The organism is Pseudoalteromonas sp. J2K-J979, from assembly GCF_058169715.2.
Genome location: NZ_CM200282.1, coordinates 234,359 through 257,969, shown reverse-complemented (window position 1 = coordinate 257,969; position 23,611 = coordinate 234,359). Strand labels below are relative to the sequence as shown.

At 40.5% G+C, this 23,611-nt stretch carries 20 protein-coding genes; 8 read left to right on the top strand and 12 right to left on the bottom strand.

Annotated elements, in window-relative coordinates:
- Nucleotides 1–29 precede the first annotated feature (29 nt).
- From AC3KVK_RS17655 to AC3KVK_RS17630, 6 genes are all read right to left on the bottom strand, one after another.
- Nucleotides 30–416, bottom strand: a complete 387-nt coding sequence (locus AC3KVK_RS17655; protein ID WP_490310339.1) for a hypothetical protein — start codon at nt 414–416, stop codon at nt 30–32.
- A 63-nt stretch (nt 417–479) separates the two neighbouring features.
- Nucleotides 480–1,076: a hypothetical protein gene (locus AC3KVK_RS17650; RefSeq protein ID WP_490310340.1), complete on the bottom strand. Its 597-nt coding sequence runs from the start codon at nt 1,074–1,076 to the stop codon at nt 480–482.
- A gap of 147 nt (nt 1,077–1,223) precedes the next feature.
- Nucleotides 1,224–1,979, bottom strand: a complete 756-nt coding sequence (locus AC3KVK_RS17645; RefSeq protein WP_490310341.1) for a ribonuclease H family protein — start codon at nt 1,977–1,979, stop codon at nt 1,224–1,226.
- An 11-nt stretch (nt 1,980–1,990) separates the two neighbouring features.
- On the bottom strand, nt 1,991–2,506 hold the full coding sequence (locus AC3KVK_RS17640; RefSeq protein WP_490310342.1) for an NUDIX hydrolase: 516 nt from the start codon (nt 2,504–2,506) through the stop codon (nt 1,991–1,993).
- Between the two features lie 52 nt (nt 2,507–2,558).
- Complete coding sequence (locus AC3KVK_RS17635) at nt 2,559–3,242, bottom strand: tRNA (adenine(22)-N(1))-methyltransferase TrmK (RefSeq protein WP_490310343.1); 684 nt, start codon at nt 3,240–3,242, stop codon at nt 2,559–2,561.
- A gap of 71 nt (nt 3,243–3,313) precedes the next feature.
- Entirely contained in the window at nt 3,314–3,739 is a 426-nt protein-coding gene (locus AC3KVK_RS17630; protein ID WP_490310344.1) for a GFA family protein, read from the bottom strand.
- Nucleotides 3,740–3,887: 148 nt separating this feature from the next.
- On the opposite strand from AC3KVK_RS17630, the gene AC3KVK_RS17625 reads away from it, so the two are divergent.
- Nucleotides 3,888–4,580: a transporter substrate-binding domain-containing protein gene (locus tag AC3KVK_RS17625; RefSeq protein ID WP_490310345.1), complete on the top strand. Its 693-nt coding sequence runs from the start codon at nt 3,888–3,890 to the stop codon at nt 4,578–4,580.
- Between the two features lie 15 nt (nt 4,581–4,595).
- On the opposite strand, the gene AC3KVK_RS17620 is transcribed toward AC3KVK_RS17625, so the two are convergent.
- Nucleotides 4,596–6,110 (bottom strand): leucyl aminopeptidase, encoded by a 1,515-nt coding sequence (locus AC3KVK_RS17620; RefSeq protein WP_490310346.1) that lies wholly within the window; start codon nt 6,108–6,110, stop codon nt 4,596–4,598.
- Between the two features lie 166 nt (nt 6,111–6,276).
- On the bottom strand, nt 6,277–7,494 hold the full coding sequence (locus AC3KVK_RS17615) for a M24 family metallopeptidase (protein WP_490310347.1): 1,218 nt from the start codon (nt 7,492–7,494) through the stop codon (nt 6,277–6,279).
- A gap of 220 nt (nt 7,495–7,714) precedes the next feature.
- On the opposite strand from AC3KVK_RS17615, the gene AC3KVK_RS17610 reads away from it, so the two are divergent.
- Nucleotides 7,715–8,602 carry a cation diffusion facilitator family transporter gene (locus AC3KVK_RS17610; protein ID WP_490310672.1) on the top strand — a complete coding sequence of 296 codons (888 nt, stop codon included), beginning with the start codon at nt 7,715–7,717 and terminating at the stop codon, nt 8,600–8,602.
- 29 nt (nt 8,603–8,631) lie between these two features.
- On the opposite strand, the gene AC3KVK_RS17605 is transcribed toward AC3KVK_RS17610, so the two are convergent.
- Entirely contained in the window at nt 8,632–8,925 is a 294-nt protein-coding gene (locus AC3KVK_RS17605; RefSeq protein WP_490310348.1) for a TapY2 family type IVa secretion system protein, read from the bottom strand.
- A gap of 28 nt (nt 8,926–8,953) precedes the next feature.
- Nucleotides 8,954–12,604 (bottom strand): pilus assembly protein, encoded by a 3,651-nt coding sequence (locus tag AC3KVK_RS17600; protein ID WP_490310349.1) that lies wholly within the window; start codon nt 12,602–12,604, stop codon nt 8,954–8,956.
- A gap of 254 nt (nt 12,605–12,858) precedes the next feature.
- Between AC3KVK_RS17600 and AC3KVK_RS17595 the strand changes: the two genes are divergently transcribed.
- The 5 genes from AC3KVK_RS17595 (at nt 12,859) to AC3KVK_RS17575 (ending at nt 19,709) form a co-directional block, all read left to right on the top strand.
- Entirely contained in the window at nt 12,859–13,173 is a 315-nt protein-coding gene (locus AC3KVK_RS17595; RefSeq protein ID WP_490310350.1) for a hypothetical protein, read from the top strand.
- Nucleotides 13,174–13,230: 57 nt separating this feature from the next.
- Complete coding sequence (locus tag AC3KVK_RS17590) at nt 13,231–14,421, top strand: efflux RND transporter periplasmic adaptor subunit (RefSeq protein ID WP_490310351.1); 1,191 nt, start codon at nt 13,231–13,233, stop codon at nt 14,419–14,421.
- Between the two features lie 13 nt (nt 14,422–14,434).
- Nucleotides 14,435–17,587 carry an efflux RND transporter permease subunit gene (locus tag AC3KVK_RS17585; protein ID WP_490310352.1) on the top strand — a complete coding sequence of 1,051 codons (3,153 nt, stop codon included), beginning with the start codon at nt 14,435–14,437 and terminating at the stop codon, nt 17,585–17,587.
- A gap of 155 nt (nt 17,588–17,742) precedes the next feature.
- Nucleotides 17,743–19,149 carry a coniferyl aldehyde dehydrogenase gene (locus tag AC3KVK_RS17580; RefSeq protein WP_490310353.1) on the top strand — a complete coding sequence of 469 codons (1,407 nt, stop codon included), beginning with the start codon at nt 17,743–17,745 and terminating at the stop codon, nt 19,147–19,149.
- The gene (locus tag AC3KVK_RS17575; protein WP_490310354.1) at nt 19,146–19,709 is read left to right on the top strand and encodes a TetR/AcrR family transcriptional regulator; all 564 of its coding nucleotides are present in this window, start codon (nt 19,146–19,148) and stop codon (nt 19,707–19,709) included. Before AC3KVK_RS17580 ends, AC3KVK_RS17575 begins: the two co-directional genes overlap by 4 nt.
- Before the next feature lie 25 nt (nt 19,710–19,734).
- Here AC3KVK_RS17575 and AC3KVK_RS17570 read toward each other — a convergent pair whose 3' ends face one another.
- Both AC3KVK_RS17570 and AC3KVK_RS17565 read right to left on the bottom strand, forming a co-directional pair.
- Nucleotides 19,735–20,457, bottom strand: a complete 723-nt coding sequence (locus AC3KVK_RS17570) for a tetratricopeptide repeat protein (RefSeq protein ID WP_490310355.1) — start codon at nt 20,455–20,457, stop codon at nt 19,735–19,737.
- A 130-nt stretch (nt 20,458–20,587) separates the two neighbouring features.
- Nucleotides 20,588–22,465 carry a putative bifunctional diguanylate cyclase/phosphodiesterase gene (locus AC3KVK_RS17565; RefSeq protein WP_490310673.1) on the bottom strand — a complete coding sequence of 626 codons (1,878 nt, stop codon included), beginning with the start codon at nt 22,463–22,465 and terminating at the stop codon, nt 20,588–20,590.
- A gap of 316 nt (nt 22,466–22,781) precedes the next feature.
- Between AC3KVK_RS17565 and AC3KVK_RS17560 the strand changes: the two genes are divergently transcribed.
- The gene (locus AC3KVK_RS17560; RefSeq protein ID WP_490310356.1) at nt 22,782–23,465 is read left to right on the top strand and encodes a TorF family putative porin; all 684 of its coding nucleotides are present in this window, start codon (nt 22,782–22,784) and stop codon (nt 23,463–23,465) included.
- Nucleotides 23,466–23,611 lie beyond the last annotated feature (146 nt).

Below are 23,611 nucleotides of genomic sequence, written 5' to 3'. Positions count from 1 at the left end.
ATTTACCTTTGCTAAACACTATAACTAATTTATTGACTTGTTGCAGATGTATTTTCTATAAGGCTCTGCTGGTTGTCCATTATTTTGCAATGAATGAGGCGCGTTTTAAGTGACTCGATAGCGATTTGTTTGATGAGCAAATTTAAACTCATAAACGCTGAAATTGACAGTTGAAGTGGGCCTTGAGTTAACCCTTCTTGCGGGTCAAAAATAGCTAAACCAAATAATGTAAACAAACTAATCAGTAAAATTTCAACTAACTGATTCGAATAGAAGGTGAGTTTTCCTTCGTTTTTGTGATCTTTTTTTATTGAGATGGCGCAGAAAATAGGAATAACCTTAATTTTGAAGATGGCATTTTTTTCTACGTAAGGTTCACCAAGTTGTTCTAGATGGGTGCGTAACTGATCAATCATTTGAGGCCCTTTTTAGTTGGCCGCGAAGTCTAGCTGAATTTAAGCTAAGTGGCTAGTGAGTCATTATTTTAAGTCATGATATAAATGTGAATAACGGCTTCTGTGCACGTTAAAAAGAAATTTTCGTAAGCGTTCTCTCCCTGCTTCTAATTGTTGAAAGCGAGCACTGATAATGTTGTCTTGGCTTCTTACTGGTTCAAGTTTTAATTTCACAGAACCAAGATCGGGTAAATTTATTTGCAGTGATTGCTGATCAAATGAGTGTTGTAAATACTCAGAATCTTGTGGCCTAAGTGTCACACCTGTGCTTGAAAGAGAAAGGACATCATATTTTTGTTGAGTTTGTTCGTCGAAAATGGTGACATTTTCGGGCGCATCAATTCGCCAGCTGCGTTCAATCCCATTAACATCGATGACTTCCGGTGTGCCCAGTTTAGTTTTAAATTCTCCAAATTCATCTAGTTGCAGTGATAACGGAAACCACAATTGATAATGACTGATTTCTGCTAGCAAACTGAGTTTGGCATTTTCTAAAATTGCAGAAAGGTTATTAGGCACTTGAGTTTGTACTGTGAGTTTATGGTTATCGAGATCTGATTGACTATCATTATCTCGAAAAACATGTTTGAAAAAAGCAAGTTCTTCGCTTGAAAAGTCCATTTATGCTATCGCTTTCGTTGTTAAATCTGAAACAATTATAAAGAAATCGATGAAATAGTCTACATTTTGGGCGATAACTGGCTTGATTTTTACCTAAATTTGAACTAAAGAATTGTTAAAGTTAAGTAAGTTATTGAAATATTTATGTTAACCAGAAGGCATAGCCAGAACCGTTTGAATGTCTAAACTGGTTTTATAAGGAATGAGTTCGACTTGTTTTTGGTTTCTTGCGAATACAGCCATTCTATCGGCTAATTCATTCCCTTCAATATTTGCATGACCTTTGACATAACTGACACTGATCTGATCTTTAATGCCTTGATAGAGTGCAAAGCAGTCTTGAATTAGTGCGAGGTTTTTAATTTCTTCACCTTTTCCGCGTGTCCAGCCTTTTTTTTGCCAACCTTGTGCCCATTTAGTAATGCAATCAATTGAATATTTAGAGTCTGATAACACATTTACGGTTAAACCCCGAGCAATAAAGTTTTCAGCCATACGAAAAGCCATTAAGAGGCCTAATAATTCTGCGGTATTATTCGTGCCATTAGCGTTGTATAACCCGTACCACAAATCAGTTAGCTTACCTTGTTGATAAGTCGCGATACCAGTGCCTGATTTTCCAGGATTGGGCGAACAGGCCCCATCACAGTATATGTGTACTGGGTGCGAAGACTGTGGCTGATTGGTTTTGATGGTTGATGACTTGGCAGCCGGGGATGTTTTGGATCGCGCTTTGAGGGCGACACTGTACGGTGCGCTAAATGCTCTTTTTGCTTCGACTTCTGAAGTAAAGCCCATAAATTGGGCATTTTTTTGCCCATCGATTTGTTGTTTTGCATCGGCCCAGCTCTGATATATCCCTGGTTTTAAGCCTTGCCAAACGACATAAAATTTTTTGCTCATTTTGTTCCTATTTATAATAACTGCGTAGCAATACGCTCTAGTAAGTAGGTTTCGCGTTCAATTGATAAGCCTTTTTTATCACTATGTTTGATGATGTAGTGATTATGGGCAATGGCTTGATGAATGTTAATCCATAAAGCTTCCATGCCATTATTGATTTCATGCGCTTCAAATTGTGTGGCAGATAATGTCTGTGCGATTTGGCATACATAGCAGTATGAGTCCATTTGTACCGTTGTGTAAGGAGGTTTATGCCAAGGCCGCCACTCACGAAATAGCCCAAACTCATCAATAATCTGTATATCGGATGCGCCAGTTTCTTCGGCGAGCTCGCGTTTTAAACCATCATAAAGAGATTCCCCCTCATTAACCCCCCCACCAGGTAACGAATAATCATCGTAGCGTTTGGTATAAAGTAACAAGATCATATCACCACGTAAAACGATGGCGCGAGTAGCGATGCGTAATAATGTCGTCGAAGGGTTTGATTCAGCATCGGGGTGGCGAGTTTGTTTGAGTAAATGCATAGTTTCAAAGGTAGTGAACAATCTGGGCAGTATAAATCAAATGAAGATCAGGCTAAAGGGCATTGTTAAGTTGATCATATAGTGTTTGATAAGCTAAAAACGCTTGATGATCGGATTGACTGTGTTGACGGCTTTTTTCGTAATGGTTAAGTAATTTAGTCAGGTATTGGATGTGCATGGTTTTATCTGCTTGCCAACGGTTAAATCCCGTCGCGCTGATCTGGTCTTTTGCGCGTTGACTGACGTGTATTATTTCATAAAAACGTTGCTTTTCTTCAAATAGCATTTCACTGATCAATCCCATCTTAATTTGCTCCAGTGTTTGCCTGAGTTTAAAGGTATGATTGACAGGGCAAAGTAAGAATTCAATATTAATATGAGGATGCGCTTGGCTGATTTGGGTGACTAAATGCGCCGTTAACTCTCCTCCAACTCCTGCAATGACGGCTAAATGGCTATCATTCGGGTATTGCTGGAGCTCGATGGTTGCAACATCTTGACAGTGAACATGCCATGTTGAATTCATAGGCAGCCCGGGTGGGTAAAAGTGCCCGAGTTGTTGCGTTAGTTTGGTCATTATCTCAGGGATAATATCAACAAAGTGGATATGAGGCGCTCGTTTAGATTCGAGTAATCGCGCACCTAAAAATCCATGATCGCAACAGCAGTCCCAAATGTGTTGATAGTGATTAAGAATGAGCTGCTCAATGCATATAATGCGTTTACTGATTTTCATCGTTGTTGGTTCTTTATGTTTATCGCAGCACTTTATAAAAATAGCCAGTTAAATGAAAGAGCATCAGGTTGTTAGCCGACTTTATTTTGTTGCCGGCTGGGTTCAAAGCTATCATAACGGGGGAGTGTATCGTCTAGGTCGTCCCACTCTGCTTTTGAGCTAACAAAATTGTGCGATATAGGCCGAGCTTCAATTGGTGTATCTATTAACCCTAACCTAATGCGTAATTTATCAGGAGTATCGCGATTTGAGCTGTAGACAGGGGAACCACAGCGAGAGCAAAAATGGCGTTCTTTTCCGGGCTTCACTTCATAAGAGCTGAGTAAGGTTTTACCTTGGGTTATGGAAAACTCATTGGTATTGATAAAACCATTTGTAGCGTAAGCTGTGCCCGTAGACTTACGGCATAAAGAACAATGGCAATGAATGATATCTGATATTTCACCGTTAATTTCAAATACAATGGCACCACATAAACACTGACCTTGAATGCACATAATTTTACCATTAGTGGTCTGGATAGTGACGGCAGTATAGATAAAAATCCTAAAGAAGAGAATCGTTCTTATTGTTTTGTAACAAATAATATGAATGTTGACCTTTTTAAACTAAGCTGACTGTAATGACAAATTAAATTCAACTGTTATGAAAATTATCGTTTACTGTGTGTTAACCCTGCTATTGAGCTTTTCAGCCTCTGCCAAAATTAATATCGTGACAGAAATCTTACCTAATTTTCAGTATTTGAATCCACAAGGCCAATTAATCGGTTTATCAACACAGAAAGTAGAGCAAGCATTAAAGCTTGCGGATATTGATTATAGTTTGACGATTTACCCATGGTCTGTAGCCTATAATGCAGCTCTAAGAGATCGCAATACATGTATATTTTCAATTGCCCGAATTGAGGCAAGGGAAGACAAATTTAATTGGATTGCCAAGTTACATAGGTTCAATGCATCTTTTTATGCCCTGGTAGGAAGTGATATTTTGCTCGAAACGTTAGAACACGCCAAAGAGTATAAGATTGCAGTCGTGCGCGACAACTTTAGTCATCATTATTTAAAACATGCTGGGTTTTCTGAGTTATCGAATTTAATCGTCATTGACAACTTTGATAAAATTTATGAGTTAGTGGATACACGAAAGGAGATAATTGAATTATTAGTGTTAAACGAAGAGCAGTTTGATTTTAGAAAGACAGTTGATAAAAGTTTATTAAAACTACAGCCAATTTATAGAATAGAAGCTGCAAAAAGTGATTTATATTTCGCGTGCCACAAAGATATGGAGCCAGAAAAAGTACGGGCGCTTAAAGCTGCCTTTAAACGCCCTTAAGTCAGAGTCAATAAGTTACTTTGATTGTGTCTCTATCCACTCGTTCAATAAGCGCACACCGAAGCCAGTACCGCCACTTGGTACTTCATCTTTAGCTTTACTCGCCAATGCATTGCCAGCGATATCGAGATGAACCCAACGGACATCGCCACTAAAATGTTGCAAAAATGATGCTGCCGTCGTTGCACCCGGACCGTATGAGCCGATATTCTTTAAATCAGCAATATCAGTCTTTAATGCGTCTTTGTAGCCTAAAGGCAAACGCCAGACGTTTTCGTTAACTTGTTTACCTGCATAAGTAAGTTGCTCTACAAGTGTATCATCCTCAGAAAAAATGGCCGCATACTCATTGCCGAGCGCACGGACTTTTGAACCAGTTAATGTGGCAATATCGACCATTACTTGCGGCTTGAAAAATTCTCGGGCATACCACATTGCATCACTTAATACTAAACGTCCTTCTGCGTCGGTGTTGACCACTTCAACTGTTAAGCCTTCAGCTGTTGTAACAACATCACCTGGTGCAATAGAGTGCTCTGAAACCATATTAGCAGCCATTCCCATGACAGCGACGACATTTTTATCGCTCTTATTGAGTGCTAATGCTTTTACAGTTGCAAGGACCGCCGCCGCGCCCGCCATGTCTGATTTCATACGTGCGATTGAAGCGCCTGTTTTCAAGCTGTAGCCGCCTGAATCAAACGTAATACCTTTCCCGACTAATGCAATCGGTGCATCGTCACTGCCTTTGTAATGAGCAATTATGAGGCGAGAACCTTCTTTGCTTCCACGCCCGACAGCCTCAAGTGCACCCATCCCTAATTTTTTCAGATGTTTAGGTTCAAGAACTTTAACTTCAACCCCAAGTTTCTTAAGCTTTAATGCTTCTTTTGCAAACATTGCCGGGGTCATAGCGGAGGCTGTTTCATTGGTTAAATCGCGAGCAAAAAAGACCGCTTTTTCTAAATTAAGTAATTTTTGATAAGCAGCCTTATCTATTTCAGTTGTTTCTGTATCGATAGAATAGTTTTTTTCAACGCGTTTTTTGCTGTGGTATTGCTCAAATTTGTAGGCACGTAAATTGATGCCGTGCGCAAGTTGTGCACCAAATGATGTTTTACTGGCAGTTGTTATATTATCCGCGGCAATATGTATAGTTGCGATCGAATCTTGATTCAGCTTTGCTGATAGCTGTCCGCCCAGACGGGTTACTGCCGCGGTATCTAGCTTGGTTTGCTGACCTAAACCGACAATTACAACACGTTGGTAATCTAGATTAGACGGGGCGATAACTTCGACCTTTTGACCAAATTTACCTTCGAACTTATTCGCAGCGATAGCTTTGCTCAGTTGACCCTTGGTGATGGCATCGAATTCTTTAAATTGTGTACTTTGTTGATCTTCAGATGCAAAGACAACGAGTGAATCAGCTTGTTTAGTGAATTTATTGGTAAAGTGGATAGTTTCTGCATTTGTTGAAATAGTCGTTAAACCGAGCGCTAAACTCGCAGCTAAAAAAGTGATTTTCATGAGATGCCTTGTCTAAAAATGGTAATGCTGATGTTTTAATTATCATTTTATAAAAAGTAAATACAGATAAGACAAGCTGTGGGCAGTATGCGGTGAAATAATTAGTTTAATGTTTAGTTTAATTTAATTTTAAGTTTGGGCTGAGCAGCCGCTCAACCCAAACGGATTATGCGTTTAAGCCAAATGGGTCGTCTAAACTAAACGCAGGCTGCGTAAACCAGACAGGCCCAGTTTCAGATATATAGAAATGATCTTCTAAACGTACACCAAATTGGTGCTCAATAACTAACATAGGCTCATTACTAAATACCATGCCCACACTAAGTGGTTTGGGGTTATTTCTAACCAAATAAGGCCATTCATGGATATCCAATCCACACCCATGCCCGGTTCGATGTGGCAGCCCAGGTAGATCATAATCAGGGCTGAAACCATATTCAGCTAACACACGACGTGCGGCTTCATCGACTGACCCACAACTATGACCTATTTGTGCTTGTTCAAAAGCGGCAACTTGGGCATCTTTCTCAGCTTGCCAAGCTCGTTTTTGCTCATCGGTTGCGTGTCCATAAGCGTAAGTCCGAGTGATGTCGGAGTTATAACCTTGCACTAAACAACCGGTATCAATGAGTACCCAGTCATTTTCTTGCAATATTTGCGCTTCTTTAACACCATGGGGAAAGGATGTTGCTAGGCCAAATAGAACGATACAAAAAGATGAGCCTCCTTTCGCACCAACTTTCCGATGCGCCTGATCAATAAACTCACTGACTTCTCGTGTAGACATACCGGGCTTCAGTATTTTCGCTGCCGCTTTATGAACAGCTAAGGTCATGTCTTTTGCGCGTTGCATCAATGCAATTTCGGCCGCTGACTTTTGTTCTCTACATGTTGCGGTAATGATATCTGCATTGACATAGCTCAGCGATGGGGCTGCTTTGCGTAAACCATCAAAGATAAAAAATGAAGCTGACTCATCAATCGCGACCTGACCATGGTAAATATTGAGTTTGGTCAGGGTATCTGCGAAAACATCGTAGGGGCTTTCATGTTCTTGCCAGCCAATAAATTGACCTTGGATTAACATGTGGTCACGTAATGAACCTTCCTCAAAAAAAGGAGCGATGAAAGCAAGCTCTCCATCAGCCGGAAGTATTGCACCCACCATTCGCTCACTTTTATACCACTTTAAGCCAGTAAAATAATATAAGTTCGTACCAGCATCGAGATACATCGCAGCAATATTGTTTTGTTTCATTAAAGTTTGTGCGCGACTGATCCTTGTTTGATATTCACTTTCCTCAATAGGCTGAATATCTAAGGTCATATCGCTCAAATTTGCTAATTCTTGTTCTGGGGTTGAACCACCTACACCAATAGTCATCTCACACTCCGGATTGTATACAATGTGCAGAACTTATCACGATAGGCGTTTAAAAAAAAGGCATCTACTAGAGTTTGAGCTGAATATTCTAAATATTGAGTGCTTTTCTACGACTTAACTTATACAATTGAGACTATATAACATATTTAATTTGCAAGACGTCACCCTTGCCATTATTGATACTAAACTTGCACAGCTTGGCAAAGGCCCTTTTTTCTTAATGACAGATATAACAACTCATCAGGCTTCCCGCCGACGTTTATTAATTGCACTGGCTATTACCTGCACATTTATGGTCATCCAGTTGTTTGGCGCCTATTATGCTAATTCGTTAGCGGTCTTAGCTGATGCCGGCCATTTATTTATTCATAACAGTTCTTTATTTATTGCACTCATTGCATCTTCTATCGCGGTTAAATTAGCGAAAACGTACCACGATGGTTATCAAAAAGCTGAGTTAACGGGTGGGTTAATTAACGGTACGCTGTATTTGCTAATTAGCAGTTTTATTTTATTTAAAGGCAGCGAGCGGTTTTTCGAGCATCACCATGGTGAAGAGTTAGCTATTAATACGTTTGTTATGTCGAGTGTTGCTGCGATTGGTTTTTTGTTTCATGCAGCAGCTGCTTGGGTGTTATACAAAGGGCGAAAAGATAGTATTAATGTTTATGCGGTATTTCTTCATACCTTTTTTGACTTACTATCGACTGTGTCGACTTTTATCGCGAGCGTGATTATTCATTTCACCGGCTGGTTAGTGGTGGATGTGCTCTCTAGTATGCTGATTTCTGTGTTCGTATTATTTACTGGTTTGAAGTTAATAACTCATTGTTTGAGGGGCTTGTTTTTCGCAAAACCACGTTTACCATCGCTCAAGAAAATAGAAGCCGCAATGCTGAAAATTGAACACATAGAAAATGTACATAACCTAACGGTGAAAGCACTGGATAATCGTTTCATAGTCGGAGCGCATATAGTCTTAAAACACGCTTGTACAATTGAAAAACATGATGAAATGTGCCGCCATGAAATAGAAAAAATATTAAAGCTACAGTTTAAAGTCAGTGAGTCTGTACTTCAGGTCGAGACGAGTGGCTGTCGTCATTAACCGCTCTATCAACTTGCCATATTCATTGCTTATCTCAGTGTATCCTCGTCGAGTTTGTTAATTTCGACACTCGAAAATTTTGATGATGCAGGAATACACTGGTGTATTTTGGCTATATGCTGCTTTTTTTGCTGAGGCCAACTGAATTTGCTTTTTGCTGCGACTTTCGTTGCCGCAATGTTACTATTTATTTTTGTCATTACATCAATGATAGCTTGTTGTTTGTCTGCAATTTCAATATGACATTTATAAGGGTATCGCTGCTCTTTTGCATGCGCACAAACTGTGAAAGCCAATATCAATAGAGCGAATGAGTATTTCATAATGTTACCTTTCAATGTTAGCTTTGCTTTATTTTTGCTCTCTGTACAGGTAGGTTCGGTGTGTTTTTAAGCCAAAAAAGCCTGCACCTTGTTGCACGAGGTCAATTTTCCCATCACCATCTAGGTCTGTAGGGACTAGATTATTGACAATCGATTTTGCTTGTACAGTTCCACTGGCATCTTCTCCGGCGCCCACACCAATTAACAAAAATTGACTATTCCCATCATGATCACCAAAAAATAGTTGTGGTGTATCAGGTACTCGATTGCCAACATCTATGGTTAAATTATCGTAGATTTTCGTTCCATAATGCAGATGAAATGCATATAAAGAGCCGCCGCCGCCATCGAGTACACATTGTTCTAAATCATTATTTTCAGAGGGTAAAAAACTGGTGTAATATGCAATACCGCCAACAACGGTTGCTTTTGATAACGATTTTTCACCACTAGCTAGTCGGTATTTCCACCCATTAAATGCTGCTAGATCAATCTCAAGCTCTTTAAATCCCTCTGGATTTGATACGCTATTCGAAAATGGGTCATTTGTAATATCCATCAATTTATCGATGGTAATAACATCAGGAATATCTTCAGTTTTAACAAACGATTTTGTCACTGTGTTTTCATCACGAAGCATAAACAAACCGTCTGATGTATTTCGGTACGTCGGGTGAGCACGATTTCCACTGCCTACCAAAATAGCTTCATAGGGTTGTGTTTTTCTCGCGTATGTCGTGGTCGTCTCGCCATTTTCTGTCACGCTAGTCTTAGTAATTTTACTGAAGTAGGTTCGTGCTACTTCTGGCTGAGAGAAAAAACGTCGGTCATTTGGGCTACTGCTACTACTTAAGCTGGCAAGTTGAATTGTTGTCCAAGGGGCATCTCCATCAAATGGATTAGAACTTGGCATATCGACGCGCCAGACGTCGCCACCAGAATCCGTAAAATAAAGTCTATCGGTATATCCGTCATAATCTGAATCTAAAGTCGCGATATCACTAGGGACACTATGCAGGCCATCAAACTGCTTATTCGTGCCATTTGAACTTGCGGGCGTTAGACTCCATAGCAATGCTTTAGTTTGTGCGTTAACTATAAATAGCCCTCTCCCTGACGAATCAGGTGTGATGGCATCGTTATCTTTATTCAAGTCGTAGCCTGCACCAATGACTAGTACAGGCAGGTTTCCAGCGCCATCAATATCGATGAATGTCACTTTTGGACGTGACCAAGACTGGCCAAGCTCGTTAAAACCAGGATCAGAAGGGGTAAGTGGTGAGCCCCATAGCATAGAGGGAGAGTCCGGTTTAGAAATATCTAGTGCATAATAACTTGAGCCACCTCTTCGCATTCCTATATATGCCCAGACACGGTCACCCGGATCGACCACACCATTATCATTTTTGTCATCAAAGTATACCGCTGGAGATCCATCCATCCCATAGATTTTTTTACCACCGGTGTTGTCACGTAATGTCGCTAAATTTCCATATAATTCATAAGGGATAAATGACCATTCTTCAGATACTGTGTCACCGTTGTCTTTGAACATGTGAACAAAGCCGCCATTTGTCCCAACTAAGATTCGCACGTTCCCATCACCATAATTAATCGCTAAAGGTTTTGAATGAAGTGGATCTGCCATAATATCTTGACGCTTTTCTTGTGTATTCTGATTACCATTGTCATCGTCGACATCATAGCCTTCTGTCCACTTAAATAAATTTGAGAGTTCAGCTTCGCTCGTATTCATAATGGAGGCGAGAGCTGCATCTCCACCAGCGTAAGTGGACGCGTTCGATTTGCTAAAAGTGGGTAGGGGAGATCCTGAACCTATGTTGGTATAAATGGTCCGATTTTGTGTTTGGGTCAGCATCAAGTTAGTGCCACCTGCTGTGACAAGGTTTCCGTCTGCTGCTTCATCACTTGGCAGCCAAAACGTTCGCGCATTTTCTTTGATATTACCTTCATTATTAATAGCGCTTTTGTCATCTTGATCTTTTACTGATGTGCCACTAATTTTTAGTTTTTTGAGGTTCCCTAACCAACGAGCGCCTTCTTGTGGTAAAAACATCGCGTAATAAACAGAGTCTAAACTGCGGGTTCTATCAAAGTTGTTACTGGCTACAGAAGGGGAGGTGAAGGTTGTATTGACTTCAAGAATTTTACTCAAAGCACGACTAAAAGCTTGTGATAATTCGATGGATGACCTAGCTGGGAAGTATTTACCGCCACCTTTAGTAGCCGCTTCAAGTAAGAGTTCTTCGGCATCTTCAGCTCCATCACCAAACCCTATGGTATATAAGCTTACGTTTTGATCGCCTGAAACCTGTGTATTGACATCGTTGTTATTCATCCAATGGGCTAGGTTGGGCAAATAGCTTGTTCTATTACTGTTACCAACTTTAAAACCAAAAGGGGACTGAGCCGTTGTCGCATTACTTGGGTCGGTTTTAGTCGCAATGAGGGTTGATACATAACCATCTGCATCATTATCAACCGTTGGTACACCATCGGTCACCAAAATAACATAAGCATTGCTGCCACACCCTTCTTTAAATGGAGAGATATACTCAGAACCAGACATAATACTGGTGTCATAAGCTGGCGTATTCCCGGTATAACTAAAGCCGCAACTATTTTTTGAACAATTAGTATCCTCTGTGGCATACACGACGCTGCGACCAGCAAAAAAGCGAAATGCTTCAGTGAGCGTTTCACATAATGGGGTATTTGTTTCTGCTTCTATGGCCTGAACTTTAGTGATGACGTCATCATTTTTATTGCCAAAAGGCACAATAATACGCCCGCCATCACGAACGCCTTCGCCTTTGTAATCGAGGTTAAAAATCATTAAACCAAAATCAACAATTGGTGTTGCATTTAATACAGTAGTAATGGCTTCTTGGGCAACGCTAAGTCGCGACAATTCGACAATTTGCTTATCTATGGCATGATACCAACGCAAATAGTTGGGGTGATAAAGCGTGACAATCTGCCCTCCGCTGAAAACATTTGTCGCGCTCGTAACTTCGGCATCTGTAGGGGAGGTATCACCTGTGTAAAAGTTGTTCGCGTTTTTTGATGCACCATTAACGGGTAGGCCTTGCAAAATAGAGTCGGCAGAGGTGTAGGTTGTCCCCCCAATTTTCAGAGACATCCCTGTGTTTTGACCGTTTTTAGCCAGTACATCGTCTAGGCAATCTAGAGCGGAGATAGTGCTTGCGCCGGAGTTTTCTTTTAATTCAACCCAAGAGCCTGTATTGCCTTTAAATTGATGCTCACGAATAAAGCCGGTATAAAAACCATATTTGTTTAATGATGTTTGTGCGGTATCACAGCCGTTTACATTTGAGTGAAAACGTTTAGTGTCGCTATTTTTATCCGTACGCGGAAGTTCATTATCCACCCCACTGCCGATAGTGAAATACACAAAGTCTTCATTTAGAGAGTTATCAAAAGAGGAGACCACAGGATAGACTTCATTGGCATCGTAGCCGGCTACCGTTTCTATTTTTGTATTCATACTGCCGGAATTATCAAAAATAATCAGTACTTGAGGTTTTGTATCAAATTGGACTTTTTTATCTCCGATATACAGTTCAATATCTTCGCTAAATACACCACTTGTGATTAGTAAGCCTGTTAATAATAATCCATATTTTAATTTAGCCATGTTCAACCTCTGACATAGTCGATAAAAAAGCAATGCAACTCTTATAAGTGTAGAAGCATTTAGGTGGCTTGCAATTAATTAGAATGGCTTTAAACAAAGGTGAATGACTACTTTTTCGAAAGCAAATAAGCCAAAAACACTTTTTGAAAATGACGAGAGTTGACAGCATCGATAATGCTGGTTAAGGTTGCGACAGTTTTCTGATAATAAACAGCCTAATGCCGCCAAAACTACCCTACTTAGCACTCATTTTTATGATTATCTTACAATCATTGAGTACTGTTGTGGTAGCAAATCAAGTTCATCAAGATCCTGCTTCTCATCTTGAGCTAGAGCATCGTCACTTTCAGGATGATGTCTTGGCCGATGACCTTGATAACCCAGAGAATCTCACCCATGATAGCCAAGATTGTCACCATTGCGGTCACTGTCATGGCTCCCATAGTCAGTGGAATAGCCACTCAACACACATTTTGTCTCACTTGCCCCAATTTGAACACAAATATTTCTATTTTCATTCGAATAAACAGCATATTAGCCAACACGTTCTGCGCCCTCCAATCGCGTAATTGATCATTATTTTTAGAGTTTAATACTTTTAACTATTTGATTTATTGAGAACGACAATGAGAAAACTTATTTCTATTATTGGTTTGTTGCCAAATGCATGGCAACAATACCAGGACACATTACGCCTGCTTTATACGCACCCTTTTTCAATTGCGTTATTTATTATGGTGCTCACGATACAAAATACTTATGCCGATAGGTCAGATGAGGCGGCTCATGCTCATTTTGATGAAGAGCCGGCTTCACTGACACTCACAGCGTTACAAAAAAAGTTTGCAAACATCTCTGTTCGCCCATTAACGCTTGAACCTTTAATTCACTCATTCACCGCGGTGGGTGAAGTAAAAGCTAATGGTTACCAAAGTTATATCGTTTCTTCACGCACAGATTCAGTGATTATGAAACGGCATGTGGCGCTAGGAGATCATGTCTTAAAAGATCAAGCTTTGGTCACGTTGTTTAGCGAATCCATCGCACAATCACAAGCTGAGTATTTAGTTAATTACGCAATGTGGCATCGTATTCGTAAATTGCCACCTGGCACTGTGAGCGAGAGTGAGCAATTTAGCGCGCAAACAGAATTTAATGCGTCATTGGGTAAACTAAAAGCCTTAGGCTTAAGTGATTCGATGATTACACAGTTAAATAATGGCAATATGACAGATTTGGGCTTATTTACTCTCACAGCTCAACGCTCAGGAGTGGTTGAAAATGATGACTTCTCTCAGGGGCAGCGGGTGGCGGCAGGCGATAAAATTATGGTGCTGTCAGATGAGAAAGAGCTTTGGGTCGAAGCAAGGTTTTCACCCAATTTACCTTTTGGAATTAGCAAAGGAATGTATGCGGATGTGTATTATCAGTCTGAACAATTCTCGGCAACAGTGATCCAAGAGTCTCACACTATTGATCCTATTACACGAACGAAAGTTGTTAGGTTACAGGTTAACAATCAGTCGCATCAATTACACGGTGGTTTATTTGTGAAGGTGGTTTTTAGAGTTGATGAAAAACAAAAAAAACTCCTGATCCCACGTAGCGCATTAACTCGTGCGAGTGATGGTGATTGGCAATTGATCGTAGAAAATAAGCACGGAGAGTTTGTTCGTCATGAAGTCGAATATATTGCTGCGTTTGGCGATAAAGTTGAAATAAGCGGCGTCATTCCAGGGACTCGATATGTCGAGTCAGGAGCATTTTTTATTGCTTCTGAATTTGCCAAGGCAAATTTCGATACTCACAACCATTAATTAAGGAAGTTATATGTTCGCTAAAATAATTCAATGGTCGTTAGTTAATCGTCTTTTTGTGTTGTTTGCTGTCGTGGTTTTAATGGTGTGCGCGGTTTTATCGCTGCGAGAGTTGACCCTCGATGCATTTCCAGATGTCACTAACATTCAAGTAACGATCAATACTCAGGCACCCGGGTATGGTGCACAAGAAGTTGAACAATTAATTACTTATCCAATTGAGTCGGTCATGTACTCTTTAGCTGAGATTGACGAGGTGAGATCAATCTCAAAGACGGGGTTGTCAGTAGTAACCGTCGTGTTCAACGACAGTGTTGATATCCATCAAGCTAGGCAGTGGGTCTTTGAAAAATTGCAAATAGCCAAGAATGATATACCTCTAGAAGCTGGGATCCCAAGCATTGGACCGAATACATCAGGGCTGGGCCAAGTTTTCCAGTACTTACTAATTAACGAAGGCTCTGACACGCTGAACGCTGTTGATTTGCGGAGCATCAATGATTATGTGGTTAAGTTATTATTGATGCCAATTGATGGGATCACAGAAGTCTTGTCGTTTGGTGGACAAGTGAAACAATATCAGGTCTCACTCGATCCAAATAAACTGCTCGCGTATCAATTGACGCAGCATCAAGTTGTGCAAGCCATTGAAGATAATAATCGTAATGCAGGAGGCTGGTATTTAAATCAAGGTTCAGAGCAATTAATTGTTAGAGGGTCTGGTTGGTTTGAATCAGGCCCTCAAGGGGTTGGGCAAATAGCAGACGTGGCTATTAAAACAATTAATGGTACGGCTGTACGTGTATCTGATGTGGCAGAGGTCACAATAGGTGGGGAGATCCGCCAAGGAGCTGTGACGATGACGCAGCGCAGTGCTCAGGGAGGCATTGAGCCACTTGGTGAGGTCGTAACCGGAATCGTTCTTAAGCGGATGGGAGCTAACACCAACACGACGATTGATGAGATTGAACAGCGTGTGGCAATGATCAATCAAGCATTGCCAGAAGGAGTTCGGTTAAAACCTTTTTATAATCAGTCACAGTTGATTGAACAAGCTGTAACGACAGTCGTTGAAGCCTTAATGATTGCAGGTGGGTTTATTACGCTTATTCTTGCATTGTTTCTGATGGATTTAAGTGCGACGCTACTGGTATTGGTTTCGATTCCGCTGTCGATGGCAATGGCATTAATGCTGATGGCTTGGTTTGGTTTGTCCGCCAATTTAATGTCGTTAGGCGGGCTGGCTGTTGCAATCGGTTTATTAGTCGATGGCTCAGTGGTGATGGTTGAGCACGTGTTGAAGCGTCTTCGGCAAACACCTAGTCAGACACCACTTAATTCACTGCAAAAAAAACAGTTAATTGCTCAAGCTGCGCAAGAGGTCGCGCGGCCTATTTTGTTTGCTTCAGCAATTATTTTGGTGGTGTTTATTCCATTGTTTAGCTTCGAAGGAGTTGAGGCGAAATTATTTAAGCCAATGGCTCAAAGCATAGTGTTTGCAGTATTTTGTTCAGTCTTAGTTGCATTAATTGTTGTGCCTGTTTTAGCGAGTATGATGTTCAAAAGTAATAAGTTCCGAAAGAAAAGTCGGTTTGTTCCTTTAAATCAACGTTATCAACAGTGGTTATCTATCTCGATAGCTCACCCTAAAGTGTTAATCGCATCGGTTGTAACAGGAGTGGTAGGCAGCTTGTGGATACTGCTGTCCATTGGAACAGAGTTCGTACCAGAATTAGAAGAAGGGACCCTAAATTTAAGAGTGACGTTAGCACCTACTGCCAACTTAGAGACCGCGTTGGAGGTTTCTACACAACTCGAAGCCCTATTGCTGAGTTTTGAAGAAGTCGATTATGCTGTCAGTCGGATTGGGCGTGCTGAGATAGGAGGGGATCCAGAGCCCGTTAATAATATTGAAATTTATATGGGGCTCAAGCCACACTCAAGTTGGGTTAATGCAGAAAATCGTAAGCAATTAGAAGCATTAATGAAGGAAAAATTAGCCGTGTTTCCTGGTTTAAGGTTGACCTTTTCCCAACCGATAGCGACCCGAGTTGATGAATTACTCTCAGGTGTTAAAGCACAACTTGCGATTAAATTGTTTGGGCCTGATTTAGCTATTCTTTCCGAGCAAGGCGATCAACTACAACGTCTTGTTGCTCGTGTTGCTGGGACGACAGAGGTTAGTCTTGAGCAAACATCTGGCGAAGCGCAACTGGTGATAACGCCTAACCGAGATGCTTTGTATCAATTTGGACTCTCGGTGGCTGATGTGATGTCACTGATCCAAAATGGCATCGGTGGACAGCAGGTTGGGCAAATTATCGATGGCAATGAGCGTTCAGATATTGTTGTTCGATTGGCTAAACCGTATCGTAATAGTCCTGAAAACATAAGTCAGTTAACGATTCAATCCCCTTCAGGGGCGTGGCTGAGGGTGTCTGATGTTGCGAAGGTGAGTTATGAAACAGGGCCAATCCAAATTCGACGGGAGAATGTTCAACGTCGAATAGTCGTTCAAGCCAATGTACAGGGTCGGGATATGGGCAATGTCGTTAAAGAAATACGGACAGCCATCACAGATAAACTCGTGTTGCCAGCTGGATATTATATTGAGATCGGCGGGCAATATGAAAACCAGCTACGAGCGCAGCAACGGCTCATGTGGATTATCCCCTTATCATTGTGTCTAATTGCCGTCTTGTTGTATTTTGCGTTTCATTCTGTAGGTCAAGCATTGTTGATTTTGCTCAATGTGCCGCTTGCGCTTATAGGAGGCGTTTTATCGCTCTACCTTTCAGGACAGTATTTATCAGTACCAAGCTCGGTGGGTTTTATTACCTTGTTTGGTGTTGCAGTCTTAAATGGTGTTGTACTTGTCCAGAGTATCAATCAACAATTAGTTCTCCAAGCGTCAACTTCTGAGGCGATCATTGCAGGGTCAAGTTCACGATTAAACCCGGTACTAATGACTGCGCTGACGTCAGCTTTAGGTTTAATTCCGATGCTTCTATCCGGAGGGGTTGGGGCTGAGATCCAAAAGCCACTAGCGAGTGTGATTATTGGAGGGTTGGTTACATCGACATTACTGACATTATTTGTTTTGCCTTGTTGTTATGGCTTTTTTTCAAAGCATAAAATTCATCAACTAAAAAGGTGCGGCATGTAAATCTGTTGAGTGGTCCTGGGTGAGGGTTAAATCAGGACCACCTAGTTTAAAGACTGTGCTTTTTAAGTGTGTTGTTTGACAAGATAAATAACTTGAGGATGTTGTGTTATTAAGTTATAAACTGACTAATCAGTCAGTTTATATTGAGACAATAAGTGAATACCCAAATCGATCAACTTGAGCAACAATTTAATGAGATGCAATTGCGTGTAAAAGAGCACGGCGAGCTATCGGTTTTAGAGCGGCTTGAGCTACTTACGCAGCTTAAGCAGGCGCTTTTGGCTGAACAAGCCAGTTTGATCAGCGCATTAAATGAAGATTATGGCCAGCGCAGTGATTTTGACTCTTTAATGGCCGATATATTACCGACGGTCAATCATCTAAATTACACATTGAAGAAATTACCTAAATGGGTCAAACCACAACGGCGTCATTCAGGGCTGTTAATGTTGCCATCAACGGTTCGTGTTTATGCTTGCTCTTTGGGGGTTGTAGGTATAATGGTGCCTTGGAATTTTCCAATAAACCTGACTTTTGCCCCCTTGATTTCAGCTATTGCAGCGGGAAACCGTGTGGCGATTAAATTAAGTGAGTTTACTCCTGCGACTAATCAAATTATTGTCAAAGTATGTGCCGCATTAGATGGAAATGTCTTTATTGTTCAAGGCGAGCAGGCTATCAGTGAGCGTTTTACTCAGCTTCCTTTTGATCATTTGTTCTTTACAGGTTCAACTTCGGTCGGGCGTCATGTAATGGCAGCGGCGGCTAAAAACCTTACGCCAGTCACTCTCGAGTTGGGTGGGAAATCCCCCGTTGTGATTGCGCCAGAGATGTCCATGAAACTAGCCGTTGAACGGATAATCTTTGGAAAGTGTCTAAACAGTGGTCAAATTTGTGTTGCACCAGATTATGTTTTACTGCAAAAAGGACAAGAAAGTGCATTTATAGAAGCGTTCCAGCAGACTTTTTCGAGCATGTATCCAAAAGGATTGTACGACAAGGATTATAGCTCTGTGATTAACCGCTCACAATTTGAACGTTTATGTACATTATTAGCTAAGGCCCGCGAAGATAGCGCCATGATTTATTCCGCTTGCGAGCCAAGTATTGACGAGCCTCAACGTCGAATGGTGCCGCATTTAGTCACCCAACTCCCTTCACACAATGACTTATTAATTAGCGAGATATTTGGCCCTATTTTACCTATTATCACGTACCAAGATTTGGACGAAGCGATCGCATACATCAATGCTAGGCCACATCCATTGGCGCTTTACGTCATGTCTTTTGATCGACAAACCCAACAAAGAATTATCTCACAAACACGAAGTGGTGGAGTAGCAATTAACGATACCGTTTTGCAAGTGGCTTTAGAAGATGCACCTTTTGGTGGGGTGGGAGCATCCGGGATGGGGCAGTATCATGGTTTTGAGGGATTCAACACATTTTCTAAATCACGAACAGTGTTTAAAAGCTATCGTTTTAACCCACGATCTACTTTACTGATCCGTTATCGCTCAGTGTTGATGAGTGTGATCAAACGCGTGTTTGTCCGCGAATGAAGTTCGATAAAAAGCAGGCCATTTTAAACGCAGCATTAACGTTATTTGTAAAAAATGGCTTTAGTGCAACAGCGACGGCTAAAATTGCTCAGCATGCAGGTGTTGCCAATGGCAGTATTTTTCATCATTTTCATTCCAAACAAGGGCTGATAGATGCGCTGTATTTAGATTTAAAACAGCAGTTTTCAGCGGCGTTAATGCAAGCGGTGAAAACCAGTACAGACACTGATAAACCAATTAGATTATGGCGCTCCGCGTTGCAATGGTTCGTTAATAACCCAGAAAAACTGTTATTTTTCAAGTTATATTGTGATTCACCAGAGATATCAGCCCAAATCCATGAGCTGGTAATTAAGCAATTATTCGGCTTTTTGTATGACATGATTGAAGAAGGTAAACAGCAAAACCATTATAAATCGCTCGATACAGGTTATCTCGTGCAGTTAATCCAAGGTTGCTTGTTTATCAGCGCTGAATATACATTGAACTCACAAAAAGAGTTAGATGAAAACTTTGTACAACAAAGCTTTGATATCATAATGGCGATACTCAAAATATAAAAGGAGGCGAACGCCTCCTTATTGGTTAAATACGTCTGCCATCATCAATGTACTTGCCATCGATAATCTGCTGGTAAATAGCGTCAGCTTGTTCTTTTGCTAGTTTAACTTCACTCGGTGATAGCTTTCGTTCATCTAATTTACGGCTATCGCTTGCAGCCTTATTACCATTGTACTCAGCAATGGTATTCCAAATGTATGATTTAAAGACGCTTTTCTGGGTTCCAAGACCTTCAAAATGCATCAAAGCTAAATTAAACTGCGCCAGTGTATAGTTTTGCGCTGCTGCTTTGGTGTACCAATCAATCGCCATTTCGTAGTCTTTAATCACACCTATGCCATTTGTATAAAACACACCTAAATTAAATTGCGCTGCAGCAACACCCTTTTTAGCTGCTTGAGTAAAAAGATCAGCGGCTTTTTGGTTATCTTGAGCGACTCCGTTTCCTTCTTGGTAAAGAACAGCTAGAGAAAACATCGCATCTTCATAATTAAGATTAATGGCTTGTTGAAGTAATGATGCTGCTTTTTGATAATTACGAGTAACGCCATGGCCATTTTCGTATAATTTAGCTAGTTCATAAATACCAGGTGCATAATTGTTGCTGGCTAAATATTCAAACTCAGTCAAGGCAGTGGCAAAGTCACCGACATTTGCCGCATCTATGCCTCTTTGTAAGTCTGCAAAAGCCGCACTACTAAAGAAAGCGCCAATCAATATCGTGCGTTTTAAAAGTTTTAATATCATTTTTGGATCAACTGGTTAGAGAACATAGGATAATTTTAGCTTGCAACACTATGCATAGCTAGCAAATCAAACGGATAATTTGTGAGTAACTTTATCAATGCGTAGAAGGGGAGAATTGGAGTGATAAAAATTAAATCTGATAACTGCGATAGCTTCCCTTATCCGATTTATCTTGTTCTTGAGGTAGCCAAACGCCGGTACCCGTTGCTGCAATGTGATTGAGGTTTTGGCTCAATACTTTGTTACCCACATTGCGAGAAGATTCTGGGCGGCTGACTAAATAACCTTGGACACATTGAATCCCTAAATTTTTGACTAATTCAAATTGTTCTGCGTGTTCAATCCCTTCGGCCACCACTTTTAAGTTGAGCTCTTTGCCAAGTTCACTAATCGAATTGAGTATCTTGTTGTATTTAGGGTTTTCATTTGCTTGATCGATAAAAAGCTTATCTATTTTGATAATATCGACAGGTAGTTCAGCCAATGTACTTAACGAGCTAAAACCGGTACCAAAGTCATCAATTGCAATTAATACACCTTCATTTCGGAGTAATTCTAATTGATCAATCACTGCATCAGAAGCTTCAATAAAACAGGATTCTGTGATTTCTAGCATTAAGGCGTGGGCCGGTAAGCCAGCTTTTCCTAACATAGCCATGACCCAATCATGTAATGGTCTATGCTTGAGCTGCACACCTGAAACATTGACTGAAATTCGCACTTTGCGCATGCCAGCGTTAAACCAAGCGGACATTTGCCGACATGCTTCTTGCAAGATCCAATCACCCAGCTCCAGGATGAGGTTTGACTCTTCGGCGATTGGAATAAATTCAGCGGGGGTGATATTTCCTTCGACCGGATGTGTCCAACGCACCAGAGCTTCAAAATAATCAATACTGCAATCTTCAACGTGTACTATGGGTTGAAAAGACAAACTAAAATTTTGACTGGTTAAGGCTAAACGCATTTCTTCGAGTAAGTAATGATAACGGCGCATTTTACTGCCCATTTCTGGTGAGTAAACACGGAAAATGCCTCGGCCATCTGTTTTTGCACGGTACATGGCTACATCAGCCATTTGTAGAAGTGCATAAGGGGTTGAGGCACTGTCTGGAAAAACCGCAATACCAATACTAGCGCCTATCTTTATAATTTTATTGCCTAAAACGAAGTCTCGCTCAATCTCAAATAAAACGCTTTGAGCAACATCCACCGCACGCTCTGCTTCGGTTAGCTCTTCAATAAAAATTGAGAATTCATCTCCGCCTAGACGGGATAAGTTTTGTTCGATTAAATTTGTTGGATTGAGGTGACTTAATTGATGCGTACGAATGACGTTTTTAAGGCGATTGGATACTTGAATAAGTACTTCATCCCCAAAGCTGTGTCCAAAAGAATCATTCACTTGTTTAAATCCGTCTAAATCAATAAATAACAATGCTTGTTTTTTTTGGTTTTGTTGCGCTTGATTTAGTTGTGTTTCGAGGTGGCTTAAATATGCATGACGATCTGCTAAGCCTGTTAACTTATCTTGAACGATGTTTGTTTCTGTTTCTCGTTGGTATTGGGTCACGCGCTCACATAACTGCGTGATTGCTAAATCGAGTTTAACCAAACTCGAAGGTGAATTTTGTTGATTTGAAAAGTCAATTTTAAAGGCATCTAACAAAACTTGAGCTTGCTGGTTAAGATGTTTGAGGGTTTTATGTTGCTGATTTCTTTGCCTGATAGAGAGGAAAACAGGAATCAAAAATGCTGCGACTAAGATTAAAAGTAATGGAATATTGGTAAAAAACATGACTTTGCTAAACAGGGTCTTTAGCTGGATAGCTTGGATGTGAGACGAATCTGATTCAATCACTAAATAAAATTTGTTGTGTCTAGAAATGACATCTGAATGCCAAAATAATGCAGATAATAAAGGGTGTTTACTGGTTTGTGTTGGCGTGGTTTGAACATCGAAGGTTTCGATGTAGCCGGGAAACATATCCTTGTGCAATACCCCCATTCCTTGGGCTAATGAAAGCATAAATAGAATATAAACAAGTACTAAGCTAGCAAGCAAAGTCAATGCTGATTTTAAGACTGTATATTGACTTTTTTTCAAAGCCCCACCTTATGTGATGTAGAAATGGTCATAAGTGTATACACACACGTTGTTATCAGTATAGGTGACAGCTTTCGGCCAGACAATTGAATTTACAAGAACAAAATAATTCGTTTGGTTATTATTCTATGAACCTGCCTAATTTACTGATAATTCTGTCTACTTCCAAATTTATTACTATACTGAGCCATGAAAACAAATTCAGGGGACATGTGAAATGAATTCTATCGTAAAACTATCCACAGTTGCGCTACTCAGTGTCAGTACATATACAATGGCTGATGTATCGAGCACTGTGTCACTCACAAACGATTATCTTTTCAACGGTATTACACAAACAGATGAAGATCCTGCGTTGCAAGCCTCTCTCGATTGGTGGAATGATGCGGGTTGGTATTTTGGAGCGTGGGGCTCCAATGTTGATTTTGGCGATGACACCGATGTTGAAGTTGATTTTTATGGTGGGTATGCATTTGAAATTAATAGTCAAATGTCAGTTGATTTAGGTTTTGCTCATTATACTTATCATGGCGGCGATGATAGCTCTGATATTAATTATACAGAGATTTACTCGAAGTTTTCCCTGTCTAATGCGGAACTAAATTTTTGGTATAGTCCAGACTTTGTTGGCTCAGATGCCGGACATTTTATTGCCATGTTTAATTACAACTTCCCTGTTTCGGATAATTTGAGCTTTCTATTGGGGATCGATTACTCGAAAAGCTTGGATGATGATAAATTTGAGTGGCAACCAGGAAAAGATAATTATGTGCATTATCAAGCCGCTGCAAATTACGCTTGGTCTGGGTTTGATTTTACGTTAGGTGTGCATCAAACAAACTTAGACGCGTATGATGATACAAGTGTCCAGCTAATGGTTAGTCGAACATTTGAGTTTTAATCTGATAAAGGTGCGCAAGCACCTTTTTTATTGTTGGTAGGTTCGGATGATTTGGATATAAGTGATAATCGGTATAGTTGTACGGTTCCGATATTGAAAAATCAGTTTGCTAAACATTTGACTCTGAAATAATGATTTAAAAGAGT